This is a genomic window from Pseudonocardia sp. MH-G8 (assembly GCF_002262885.1).
Classification (GTDB): Bacteria; Actinomycetota; Actinomycetes; order Mycobacteriales; family Pseudonocardiaceae; genus Pseudonocardia.
The window spans coordinates 373,957-385,365 of record NZ_NKYF01000006.1; the positions used below are offsets into that span (position 1 = coordinate 373,957).

Annotated in this window: 10 protein-coding genes and 1 pseudogene; 1 reads left to right on the forward strand and 10 read right to left on the reverse strand. The window is 72.5% G+C overall.

What is annotated here, in order from left to right; all coding sequences use genetic code 11:
* Positions 1–30 precede the first annotated feature (30 nt).
* The 10 genes from ispG to CFP66_RS17965 all read right to left on the reverse strand — a co-directional run bounded on the left by ispG (position 31) and on the right by CFP66_RS17965 (position 10,923).
* Positions 31–1,173 carry a flavodoxin-dependent (E)-4-hydroxy-3-methylbut-2-enyl-diphosphate synthase gene (gene ispG, locus CFP66_RS17920; protein WP_198961515.1) on the reverse strand — a complete coding sequence of 381 codons (1,143 nt, stop codon included), beginning with the start codon at positions 1,171–1,173 and terminating at the stop codon, positions 31–33.
* Between the two features lie 203 nt (positions 1,174–1,376).
* Positions 1,377–2,261: a DUF559 domain-containing protein gene (locus tag CFP66_RS17925; RefSeq protein ID WP_143517290.1), complete on the reverse strand. Its 885-nt coding sequence runs from the start codon at positions 2,259–2,261 to the stop codon at positions 1,377–1,379.
* Positions 2,262–2,321: 60 nt separating this feature from the next.
* Complete coding sequence (locus tag CFP66_RS17930) at positions 2,322–3,149, reverse strand: alpha/beta fold hydrolase (RefSeq protein WP_094925467.1); 828 nt, start codon at positions 3,147–3,149, stop codon at positions 2,322–2,324.
* Complete coding sequence (locus CFP66_RS17935) at positions 3,146–3,784, reverse strand: isochorismatase family protein (RefSeq protein WP_094925469.1); 639 nt, start codon at positions 3,782–3,784, stop codon at positions 3,146–3,148. The genes CFP66_RS17930 and CFP66_RS17935 overlap by 4 nt, the downstream gene beginning before the upstream one ends.
* A complete protein-coding gene (locus CFP66_RS17940; RefSeq protein WP_094925472.1) occupies positions 3,781–4,293 on the reverse strand; it encodes a (2Fe-2S)-binding protein in 513 nt (170 codons plus the stop codon). The genes CFP66_RS17935 and CFP66_RS17940 overlap by 4 nt, the downstream gene beginning before the upstream one ends.
* The gene (locus CFP66_RS17945) at positions 4,286–6,649 is read right to left on the reverse strand and encodes a xanthine dehydrogenase family protein molybdopterin-binding subunit (protein WP_094925475.1); all 2,364 of its coding nucleotides are present in this window, start codon (positions 6,647–6,649) and stop codon (positions 4,286–4,288) included. Before CFP66_RS17945 ends, CFP66_RS17940 begins: the two co-directional genes overlap by 8 nt.
* On the reverse strand, positions 6,646–7,512 hold the full coding sequence (locus CFP66_RS17950) for a xanthine dehydrogenase family protein subunit M (RefSeq protein ID WP_094925478.1): 867 nt from the start codon (positions 7,510–7,512) through the stop codon (positions 6,646–6,648). The genes CFP66_RS17945 and CFP66_RS17950 overlap by 4 nt, the downstream gene beginning before the upstream one ends.
* Positions 7,513–7,516: 4 nt before the next feature.
* On the reverse strand, positions 7,517–8,929 hold the full coding sequence (locus CFP66_RS17955; RefSeq protein ID WP_094925481.1) for an MFS transporter: 1,413 nt from the start codon (positions 8,927–8,929) through the stop codon (positions 7,517–7,519).
* Positions 8,930–8,954: 25 nt separating this feature from the next.
* A complete protein-coding gene (locus tag CFP66_RS17960) occupies positions 8,955–10,223 on the reverse strand; it encodes an FAD-dependent monooxygenase (RefSeq protein WP_094925484.1) in 1,269 nt (422 codons plus the stop codon).
* Between the two features lie 196 nt (positions 10,224–10,419).
* Positions 10,420–10,923: a MarR family winged helix-turn-helix transcriptional regulator gene (locus tag CFP66_RS17965; protein ID WP_094925487.1), complete on the reverse strand. Its 504-nt coding sequence runs from the start codon at positions 10,921–10,923 to the stop codon at positions 10,420–10,422.
* Between the two features lie 136 nt (positions 10,924–11,059).
* Between CFP66_RS17965 and CFP66_RS17970 the strand changes: the two are divergent.
* Positions 11,060–11,409 (forward strand): annotated as a pseudogene (locus tag CFP66_RS17970) (leucyl aminopeptidase); the annotation flags it as partial.

The following is an 11,409-nucleotide window of genomic DNA, read 5'->3' on the forward strand; positions in this document are numbered from 1 at the left end:
CCACGACGGGATCCGGGTGGTCGGCGCGCGTCAGCCCACCGTCACCTGGGGCTCCCCCTCGCCCTCCACCGATTCGGCGATCTTCATCGCCTCCTCGATCAGTGTCTCGACGATCGCGTGCTCCGGGACGGTCTTGATCACCTGGCCCTTGACGAAGATCTGGCCCTTCCCGTTGCCCGACGCCACTCCGAGGTCGGCCTCCCGGGCCTCCCCCGGCCCGTTCACGACGCAGCCCATGACCGCGACGCGCAGCGGCACCTCCATGCCGGTGAGACCCGCCGTGACCTCGTCGGCGAGCTTGTAGACGTCCACCTGCGCGCGCCCGCACGACGGGCAGGAAACGATCTCCAGCTTGCGCGGACGGAGGTTGAGCGACTGCAGGATCTGGGTGCCGACCTTGATCTCCTCGACCGGCGGCGCCGACAGCGACACGCGGATCGTGTCGCCGATGCCCTGGCGCAGCAGCGCCCCGAACGCGACGGCCGACTTGATCGTGCCCTGGAACGCGGGCCCCGCCTCGGTGACGCCCAGGTGCAGCGGGTAGTCACACTGCTCGGCGAGCAGCTCGTACGCCCTGACCATCACGACAGGGTCGTTGTGCTTGACCGAGATCTTGATGTCGTGGAAGTCGTGCTCGGCGAACAGGCTCGCCTCCCACATCGCCGACTCGGCCAGCGCCTCGGGCGTGGCCTTGCCGTACTTCTCCATCAGGCGCTTGTCCAGCGAGCCCGCGTTGACGCCGATCCGGATCGGGGTGCCGTGGTCCCTCGCGGCGGCCGCGATCTCCTTGACCTGGTCGTCGAACTTGCGGATGTTGCCCGGGTTCACCCGGACGGCGGCGCAACCCGCCTCGATCGCGGCGAACACGTACTTGGGCTGGAAGTGGATGTCGGCGATCACCGGGATCTGCGACTTGCGCGCGATCGCGGGAAGCGCGTCGGCGTCGTCCTGGCTCGGGCACGCGACCCGGACGATGTCGCAGCCCGACGCCGTGAGCTCGGCGATCTGCTGGAGGGTGGCGTTGACGTCGGAGGTCAGGGTGGTGGTCATCGACTGCACCGAGATGGGGTGGTCGCTACCGACCCCGACCGCCCCGACCTGCAACTGCCGGGTCTTCCGGCGGGAGGCCAGTGTCGGCGCGGGCGGTGCGGGCATGCCCAGGGAGACGCTCACGAACTCCAGTATCCCCGCCCTGGCCGTGGCCCGCCGCAGACGGTGGCCGGAGCCACCTCCTCACCGCCACACCTCACCGCCACACTCCGCACCTTGGAGCCGTACTGCTGTTTCTCGGCGCTCCTGAGGCCTGACCCGCACGGTGATCATCGGGTCGGTGCGTTCCCCGACCCAGGACGTCGGGAAACGCGCCCATCACGTGATCAAGCGGTCGCGGCGGCCAGCAGGGCGGAACGGATCTCGGCGATGACGTCGGCCGGTCGGGTGGTGAGGTCGTGCCAGGTGAAGCGCAGGAGTTGCCATCCCGCGCTGACGAGTGCGTTCCCCTTCCGGCGGTCTGCCCGGAACCGGTCCACGTCCATGTGCCAGGCCCAGCCGTCGACCTCGATGGCGAGTGCGGCGTCGGGGAACGCGATGTCGATGACCCAGCGCTCGAACGGCCGGCCGCGGACCCACCCGGTCAGCCCCGCATCGCGCAGGAGTGAGATCAGGAGCCGTTCGGCGGCGGAATCCGCTCGGTCGGCTGCCGCGGTCAGGAGTGCGGCGATGCGGCCGGCACCGCGAGCGCCCATGTTGCGGCAGTACGCCCGGTACAGGTCCTCGAAGCGGACGTGCTTCTGGAGAGCGCGGTCGAGGAACGCCGAGCCGTCGGGCAGCGCTGTCGCGGTCTCCAAAGCCGTGAGTGGGAGGGCGGTGCACCAGATGCCGTCGCGGAGGACCGTGTCGGGGACTGCCAGATCGCGGCGGCGGACCCGGACGCCGGGGTAGCCGCGCAGCCCGAGCCGGCGCGGCACCGTCACCTCGATCCGGGCGGGAACCACCGCCGACATCCCGAGCCACCAGGCCGCTGCCGGCCCGGATACCGCTCCCCGGTCGCCGGCCCACAACCCGGCAGCGCGGACCCGGCCACGGTCGGTTCGCCGGTGCCCACCGGCGAGGAAGACCCGCGGAGCAACCCGGCGCCACCCGTCGTCCTGGACACGTCGCTGCAGCGCCCGCTCCGTCAGACCACACCGGGCGGCCTGGGCAGCGGTGACCAGCCCGTCCTGGCGGGCGAGCAGCGCGAGGAGGGCGCGGTTGGCGACCATGGCAGGCAGGATCGCGCGCACGGGTACGTCACCGTGGCCGTTTCGGCGGATCGATCGACGTCACCAGTGGCCGAGGATCTCCCGCAGCAGGCGGCGCGCCGTCTCCTGCTCGTCCCAGAACACCATGTGGCCTGCGCCCGGGACCTCGACCAGCTCGGCCCCCGGGTTCGCGGCCGCGGCCTCGGCCACACCGGCCGCCGTGACGACCGGGCTCTCCCCGCCGTACAGGAGCACCGTACGAGCCGGTACCTGCGGCCACGTGGTGAAGAAGTCCTCGCTCTCGAACCCGGCGTGGGTGGCCGCGACCGCCTCGGCGTCGCAGCTCGACAGCCACCGGGCGCGCAGCTCCTGCTCGCGGCGCGGCCAGCGCGGCCACGACCGGGCCACCTCGTCGGCGTCGGTGCCGCGCTGCGCCTGCTCCAGCTGGCCGAGGAACGCTTCCAGCGTGGTCGGGTACGGGCCGCGGCCGGGGCCGCTCATCGGCGGGTCGACGAGCACCGTGCCCCGAAGCGGGACGCCCCGGGCCGCGACGACCGCCGCGATCCGCGCGCCCATCGAGTGGCCGAGCAGCAGGGGTCGGTCGAGGCCGAGCCCGTCGATCACGGCGACGGTGTCGTCGGCGTAGTCCTCGAGCGTGTAGGACTTCCCGGAGTCCGAGAGCCCCCGGCCCCGCACGTCCACGACGATCGGGCGCACGAGGTCGGTCAGCTCGCGGGCGAGGAAGTCCATCGTGATCGCCGGGCTGGTGATCCCCGGGAGCACGACGAGCGGCACGCCGTCGCCGCCGTAGTCGAGGACGTGCAGCGCCACGTCGCCGGAGCGGACCCAGCGGCCGGTGGCGGGCACGTCGGCCAGGTCGGCCAGCGCGGACTGCAGCACGGCCCTCATCGGGTCACCTCCGCCGGAACCCGCAGGTAGTCGATCGCGTCGGACAGTTCGATCACGTCCCCGTACTTGGCTTGGATGTCGAACAGGTTCGCCTCGTGCGGGCCCGCTGCCCGGTCGCCGACGCACTCGCGCGGCACGAGCACCGAGAACCCGCTCTGCACCGCGTCGACCGCCGTGGCGCGCACGCACCCGCTGGTGGTGGCGCCGCAGACGAGCACGGTGTCCACCCGCAGGCCCGCGAGCAGCGCGGCGAGCGTGGTGCCGAAGAACGCCGAGGCGCCCTTCTTGGTGATCAGGTGGTCGCGCGGGTCGAGCGGCAGCCGGTCGTCCACGGCGACGGCGCGGCTGCCCTCGCGCAGCGCGCGCATGCCGGGCGCCTTGGTCAGCCACGTGACGGCGTCCCCGTCGGCCTCCGCCGGGGTGTAGGCGATCGTCGTGAACACCACGGGCACGCCCGCCGGTCGTCCGGCCTCGATCAGCGTGGCGGTGGCCGCGACGACGGCCGACAGGTCGGCACCCGTCGGGGCCGCGGGGTCGGTGAAGCCGTGCGTCAGGTCGACCACGACGATGGCCGGCCGCTCCCCGCGCCGCACCGGCGCACCGAAGCCCGCTCGCTCGTAGACCGCGTCCGTCATGCGCTCCTCCTGTCCAGCTGCTCCTGCAGTGCCGCCCGGCGCCGGGACGCGCAGTCGTCCACGGCCTCGACGATCGTCTGGTAGCCCGTGCACCGGCACAGGTTCGACGCCACCACCTCGCGGATCTCCTCCTTCGTCGGGTCGGGCCGCTCGGCGAGGTATCCCTCGGCGAGCATGAGGAAGCCCGGCGTGCAGAACCCGCACTGCAGCCCGTGGTGCGCCGAGAACGCCTGCTGCAGGTCCGACAGCGTGCCGTCCGGCTCCGCGAGCGACTCGACGGTGCGGATGTCGGCGTCCTCGGCCTGCGCGGCGAACATCAGGCACGCCCGCACCGGCGACCCGTCCACCAGCACCGTGCACGCGCCGCAGATGCCGTGCTCGCACCCCACGTGCGTGCCGGTGAGGCCCAGGTCGTGGCGCAGCACGTCCACGAGCGTGCGCCGCGGCTCGATCGCGAGGTCGTGCCGCTCGCCGTTGACGGTCAGCTCGATCAGCTGGATCTCAGACAAGGGTTCCCTCCAGCGCCCGGTGCACGGCCTCGCGTGCGATCGGGGTGTCGTCCAGCTCCACGCCGGTGGCGCGCAGCGCGTCGTTCACGGCGTTGAGCACGGCGGCGGGGGCGCCGATCGTGCCGCCCTCCCCCGCGCCCTTGGCGCCGTTGGCGGTGAACGCGCACGGCGTCTCGAGGTGGTGGATCGCGACGTCGGGGATCTCCGCGGCCGTCGGCACCTTGTACTCCATGAAGCTCGGGGCCTGCGGCTGCCCGGCGTCGTCGTAGGTGACCTGCTCGAACAGCGCGCCGGCGATGCCCTGCGCGATCCCGCCCCGGCACTGCCCCTCGACGATCTGCGGGTGGATCGCCACCCCGCAGTCCTCCACGCACACGTACCGCAGGATCTCGATGCCGCCGGTGCCCGGGTCCAGCTCGACGACGACGCCGTGGGTGGCGTTGGAGAACGTGCCGTCGCCCGGCACGTCGAAGCTCGCCGTCGCGGTGAGACCCGGCCCGACGCCCTTGGGCAGCAGGTGCGACCGCAGGTAGGCGACGTCCGCGAGCTCGGCGAACGACAGGCGGCGCTCCGGGTCGTTCCGCAGGCGCACGCCGCCCGCGCCGTCCAGCTCGCACCCGTCGACGTCGGCGTCGAGGAGGTGCGCCGCGATCTCCCGCAGCTGCTCGCCGAGCTGCACCGACGCCGCCGCCACGGCGCTGCCGCCGATCGTGATCGAGCGGCTGGCGAACGAGCCCCACCCGTAGGTGATCCGGTCGGTGTCGCCCTGCACGATCTTGACCTGGGCGATGTCGAGCCCGAGCCGGTCGGCCACGATCTGGGCCATCGTCGTCTCGTGGCTCTGGCCGTGGCTCATCGTGCCGGTGGTGACGCTGACCGTGCCGGAGGTGTCCATCCGGATCTCGGAGATGTCGAACCCGGGCACCACCTGCATCTTCCGCTGCGCGAAGGCGCCGGAGCCGTAGCCGGTGCGCTCGGAGAAGCACGCGTAGCCGATGCCGATCACCCGGCCTTCCGCGGCGCGCACGTCGTACCAGCCCTCGTCGCGCACCACCTGCTCGCAGAGGTCGAGCGACTCGCGGTAGGAGCCCGGGTCGTACGTGATGCCGTTGACGCCGGTGTAGGGGAACACCGTGATCACGTTGCGCCTGCGCAGCTCGACGGCGTCCATGCCCAGCTCGCGGGCGGCCCGCTCCATGAGCCGCTCCACCACCATCACGTACTGCGGGCGGCTCACCCCGCGGTACGGCGCGGTCGGCGCCTTGTTCGTGGTGAGGGCGCGGCCGCGCACCCGGTAGGCCGGGACCTTGTAGACCGAGGGCATCTCCGCCGAGGCCATCAGCGGCTCGATGCCCGCGGTGAACGGGTAGCAGGAGTAGGCGCCCATGTCGCAGACGACGTCGGCGTCCAGGGCCAGGATGCGGCCCTCGGCGTCGAACGCGGCGCGCACGTCGTAGCGCTGCTCGCGGGCCAGGAAGGCGGCCGTCAGCGCGTCGCGGCGGTCCTCGATCCACTTCACCGGGCGGCGCAGGCGCAGCGCGGCGGCCGCGGCGGCGATCTCCTCGCGGCCGACCACGCACTTCTGCCCGAACCCGCCGCCCATGTCCGGCACGGTGACGCGCACCTGCTTCTCGTGCAGGCCGACGCAGCGTGCGAGCACGGTGCGCACCTGGTGGGGCACCTGTGTGGCCGTCTGTACCTGCAGCTGCTCGTCGCGGTCGTCCCAGTCCGCCACGACGCCGCGGGTCTCCAGCGGCAGCGCGTTCTGCCGGCCGGTCTTGGTCCGCACCCGCACGACACAGTGTGCGTCGGCGAACACGTCGTCGATGCCCTCGGTGGCGAACAGCGAGACGTCCACGAGCGTGTTGCGGGGCGCCTCGGCGTGCACCAGCGGGGCGTCCTCGGCGAGCGCGGCGGTGTCGGAGACGATCGGATCGAGCTCCTCGTACTCGACGACCGCGGCCTCGAGCCCGTCCTCGGCGGCGTACGGGTCGCGCGCCACGACGATCGCGACCGGCTCCCCGACGTAGCGCACGGTGTCGCGGGCGAGCACCGGCATCGCGGTGGGCACGAACTCGTGCGGCGGGCGGTCGAGCAGCGCGGTGATGTCGCGCAGGTCCAGGTCCGCCGCCGAGAACGCGGCGACGACACCGGGCACCTCGCGCACGTCGTCCAGGTCGACCGCGACGATCCGCCCGTGCGCCACCGGGCTGCGCACGAACTGCGCGTGCAGCATGCCGGGCAGCACCACGTCGTCGACGAACCGGCCGCGCCCGGCCAGCAGGCGCGGGTCCTCCCGCCGGGGCACCGACGCCCCGACCCAGGCGCCGTCGCGGCGCAACCGAGGCTCGTTCATCCCACTCCCTCCGGGCCAGAGGCCTCGGTACAGGCCCGCGCGACGAGAGTCCGGACGAGTCCGCGCCGGTAATGCGCGCTCAGCCCCGGCTCGTCCCGGGCCTCGATCGCCTCCGCCGCGGCTGCCGCCGCCCGTGAGTAGGAGACGAGTGCTCTCGAATCGTTCAAGCACTCGTATCCACTCAAGGCCTCGGCCAGCACGGCCTCGGCCGCGGGGACGCGCAGCGGCACGGGGGCGACGCCGCCCAGCACGACGCGCGCGGCGTCCAGGTCGACGGCCGCGGCCACGATCGCGAAGTCACCGCGCCGCTCGGCGTACTCGGTGAGCGCCGCGCGGGGCGCCGGCCGCGGGAAGAGCACCTCGACGATCAGCTCGTCCGCCTGGAGCGCGGTGGTGAACACTCCCTGGAAGAACTCCTCGGCCGGGATGCTGCGCCGCCCGCGGGGCCCCTCGACCACCACCAGCGCGTCGAGCAGCACCGCGAGCAGGCACCACTCGGCGGTGGCGTCGGCGTGCGCGATGCTGCCGCCGATGGTCCCGCGGGTGCGGATCGGCAGGTGCCCGACCCATGCCATCGCGTCGGACAGGACCCGGAAGCCCGGTCCGAGGTCGGCGGTCTCGACGGCGTGGTGGGTGACGAGCGCGCCGACGCGCAGCGCGTCCCCGTCGCGGGTGATCGCGTCGAGCCCCGGGATCCGGGCGATGTCGATCAGGTGCTCGGGCCGGGCGAGCCGGAAGTTCATCATCGCGACCAGGCTCTGGCCGCCCGCGATGACCTTCGCGTCGTCCCCCAGCTCGTCGAGGAGCCCCACCGCGCCCGGGATCGTCCGGGCGCGGTGGTAGGTGAATGCGGCGGGCTTCATCGGCTCAGCCTCGGACAGCCGAGTCGTCCGGCGCCACCGCAGCGGCGTTCCCGTCGCCCTCGGTCACGATGTGGTCGAGCTCGCGGCCACGCGTCTCCGGCGCGGCGACGGCCATGAAGATCACCGCGGCGAGCACGACGACGCCCATCAGCCCGAAGGTCAGCGGCAGGCCGAGCACCGGCCACAGCAGGCTGCCGAAGATCAGCGGGACGAAGCCGGTGACCGCCCGGCTCGACGACGACGCCCAGCCGAAGCCGCTGGCCCGCAGCTCCGTGGGGTAGAGCTCCGAGACGTAGGCGTACATCACCGGGATCACCACCAGGGAGAAGAACCCGAAGACGGCGATCATCACGATGGCCGCGGTCGGCGAGCCGAGCACGAGCGAGAACACCAGCAACGACGCGGCGGAGAGGATCGCGGCGACGCCGATGACCCACTTGCGGCCGATCACCTCGACCAGCAGCACCGCCGTGATCACGCCGAGGATGCCGACCGCGTTCATCACGGTGGTGCTGCCGAAGGCGGCGACCTCACCCATGCCCTGCGCCCGCAGGATCGACGGCATCCAGGCCAGCGCCGCGTAGTACACGACCATCACGGAGATGAACAGCGACCAGGCCACCCCGGTGATCTTCGGGTTGAACGCCCACACCATCCGCAGCTGCTCCACACCTGCGGCGAGCCCCCGCTTGCGCGACGCGGCCGGAGCCGCGACCACGGCGGGGATCTCGTACGGCTCGGGCGCGGCTCCGGTGCGCATCACCATGTCGTCGATGACGGCACGCGCCTCGGGCTCCCGGCCGGTGCGTGCCAGGTAGAGCGGCGACTCCGGCACGCCGCGGCGCACCCAGAACAGCAGCAGCGCGGGCAGCACCATCAACGCCAGCATCCAGCGCCAGTTGCCGGTGACCGGCACGAGCATGGTGGCGGTCAGGCCCGCGAGGGTGGTGCCGATCGGCCACCACCCGTCCATCGCGGCGAGCACCCGCCCGCGTTGCTTGCGCGGGGAGAACTCGCTGACGATCGCGTAGTCCACCGGGATGCAGCCACCGAGACCGACACCTGCGAGGAAGCGCAGCACCAGGAAGATCTCCCAGCTCGGCGACAGCGCGCCCAGCACGGAGAACAACGCGAAGATCATCAGCGTCATGCTGAAGGCCTTCTTGCGGCCCACGCGGTCGGCGATGGTGCCCCACGCAACGGCACCGACGGCCATGCCGACGAGGTTCGCGGTGGCCACGAGGCCGCGCTCGCCGGTGGCGAGTTCGAACTCGGTGCCGAGCAGCGGCGTCAGGAACCCGTTGAGGGCGACGTCCCAGGCGTCGAACATATAGCCGAGCCCGCCGATGATGAAGATCTTGCCTTGGACGCCCCACTTCCAGGGGAGGTCCTGGACGATCTGGTCGCCGGTACGCATGTGCGGCTCCGTTCTTCGGTGAAGTTCAGCGCACGAACGGGTAGGAGAAGGACTCGAGGTCGGCGTCGTCACGCGGCGTGCCGCGCCACAGCCAGTCGTAGGACACGTCGGACTCGCCGCCGAACTCTCGCAGCAGCCGGTCGCGTTCCTGCTGCTCGGGGCCGTCGGGCAGGTGGTAGAAGCGCATGTTCGACAGGGACGCGTCCTGGACCATGCCGGCGTGGGTGGCGCGGCGCGCCACGTACCGGGTGAGCGCACCCGCGATGCCGTCGCGGGTCACCGAACCCAGTTCCTCGGCGAGGACGGCCGCGTCCTCCATCGCCTGGGACGCGCCCTGAGCCTGGTAGGGCAGCATCGCGTGGCAGGCGTCGCCGAGCAGCGCGACGTGGCCGTCCACCCACACCGGGTCGCGGTGGCGTCGGTACATCGCCCACTTCGAGGCGTCCCCCTCGGCCTTGGACAACATGGCGGCCACGCGGTCGTCCCAGCCGCGGAACGCGTCGACCATCTCGTCGGCGCTGGCCGGTCCGGTCCACGTCTGCTCGACGTCGAGGGTGTTCGGGACGATCGCGACGACGTTGAGGTACTCCCCGCCGCGGATGAGGTAGTGCACGAGGTGCCGGTCCGGGCCGTACCAGATCGTGGAGTGGAACCGGTCGAGCAGGAAGCGGGTCGCGGGGTCGGCCGCGATCTTGTCGCCGGGGATGAGGGCCCGGTAGGCCATCTCCCCGGAGAAGACGAGCGTGTCGGGCAGGCCCATCGCGTCGCGGACCGCGGACCGGACGCCGTCGGCGCCGACCAGCACGTCGCCGGCGAAGCGCCGGCCGTCGGTCGTGATCGCGACCGGGCAGGCGGGATCGGCGACGTCGATGTCGATGACCTGCGCCCCGGTGTGCACCTCCACCACAGGGCCGGGGCCCTCGGGGTCCAGGCAGGCGTCGAGCAGCACCTTGTGCAGGTCGGCGCGGTGGTAGTGCCAGTACGGGGCGCCGAACTCCCGCTTGACGCGGTCGCCGAGCGGCAGGGTGGCGATGATGCTGCCGTCCTGCCACCGGCGGCGCACCTGGTCCTGCGGCTCGGTGTGGATGGCCTCGAGCCGGCGGCGCAGGCCGAGGCCGAGCAGGACGCGGCTGGCGTTGGGCGCGGTCTGGATCCCCGCGCCCACCTCCCCGAGTTCGGGAGCCTGCTCCAGCACGGTGGTCCGCAGACCGCGGTTGCGCAGCGCGAGCGCGGTGGTGAGGCCACCGAGACCGCCGCCTGCGATGGTGACCGCGTAGGACTGGCTGGCCGGCACTGTTCCTCCCGGGACGTCGTCGAGCGTGATGAGCCGTCCACAGTGGACGAACGGCGTGGCGGGGTCCGCCGCGATCCTCCGCTCGGTGCGGACATCCGGCGGCGCCCGGCGGAGATAATCCGAACACTGACGATCCCGGAGCGCAAGGGGTTCCGCAAGCTGTAACGCGTCAGAAACCCGGCGACCGGCAACCCGGTCAGTCGTCGACGAGGCTCTCCCAGTGCTCCGTGAGCACCGTCAACCTGCGCAGCAGCGCCTCCTGCTCCGCGCCCTCGTAGCCCTGCATGAGCAGCCGGTCGAGCTCGCGCGCACGCCGGTCCGTCTCGCGCAGCGTCGCCTCCCCCTCGGGAGTCAGGCGCAACAGCCGCTTGCGACCGTCCTCCGCGGGCCGCTCCCGGACGATCAGCCCGCGCTCCTCCAACCGGCGCACGATGCTCCCCATGGTCGAGCGGTCGAGCGCGACCGACGAGGCCAGCGAGCCCTGCTCGGCGCCGGGGAACGCGTCGACGGCGGTGAGCACCGCGAACTGCGGGCCGGTGAGCACCGGGTCGACAAGGCGCACCCATGCCGCGGTGTAGGCCTGGTGGAGCCTGCGCGCGACGTAACCCGGCGCGGCGAGCAGCGCGGACGGCGCGGGCAGACCCTTCGAGGGATCGATCCCCGCACGTCCCGCCGGTCCCCCGCTCGCCACAACACCCATCACATCACGCCGCGGCGTCACCAGGGGCGCCCGGTACGTCACGCGCCGGAAACACGCCCCCTCTTGACCCGAGACCCTCGACGAGGGATCGTCAGTGTTCGGACTATCTCCCCCGGACTCCCTGGAGGGACCCTCAGTGGACCAGAACCTGTTCAACGAGATCTGCCTGCAGCAGCTCACGCTCTCCGGTGTGCACGAGGGCGAGACCGTGGCCGTGCTCACCCGCGGCGGCGACCGCGCCGAGTACGCCGACGCCTTCCTCTGGGCCGTGCAGAAACTCGGCGCCCAGGGCTTCCACCTGCGCCTGCCCGCACCCGCCTCCGCGTCCGGCGCCTGGGCCGTCGGCGACTCCGGGCTGGCCCACAACCGGCTGGCGGTCGAGGCGCTCAAGTCCGTGGACATGGTCGTGGACTGCACGTTCCTGCTGTTCAGCCCCGAGCAGTTCGAGATCCAGGCCGCCGGCACCCGCATCCTCACCGCGGTCGA

Excerpts from the sequence above, each read along its gene's own strand:
- CFP66_RS17925 (WP_143517290.1), bottom strand. The coding sequence starts at position 2,261 with ATGGTCGCCAACCGCGCCCTCCTCGCGCTGCTCGCCCGCCAGGACGGG.
- CFP66_RS17930 (WP_094925467.1), bottom strand. The coding sequence starts at position 3,149 with ATGAGGGCCGTGCTGCAGTCCGCGCTGGCCGACCTGGCCGACGTGCCC.
- CFP66_RS17935 (WP_094925469.1), bottom strand. The coding sequence starts at position 3,784 with ATGACGGACGCGGTCTACGAGCGAGCGGGCTTCGGTGCGCCGGTGCGG.
- CFP66_RS17945 (WP_094925475.1), bottom strand. The coding sequence starts at position 6,649 with ATGAACGAGCCTCGGTTGCGCCGCGACGGCGCCTGGGTCGGGGCGTCG.
- CFP66_RS17950 (WP_094925478.1), bottom strand. The coding sequence starts at position 7,512 with ATGAAGCCCGCCGCATTCACCTACCACCGCGCCCGGACGATCCCGGGC.
- CFP66_RS17955 (WP_094925481.1), bottom strand. The coding sequence starts at position 8,929 with ATGCGTACCGGCGACCAGATCGTCCAGGACCTCCCCTGGAAGTGGGGC.
- CFP66_RS17965 (WP_094925487.1), bottom strand. The coding sequence starts at position 10,923 with ATGGGTGTTGTGGCGAGCGGGGGACCGGCGGGACGTGCGGGGATCGAT.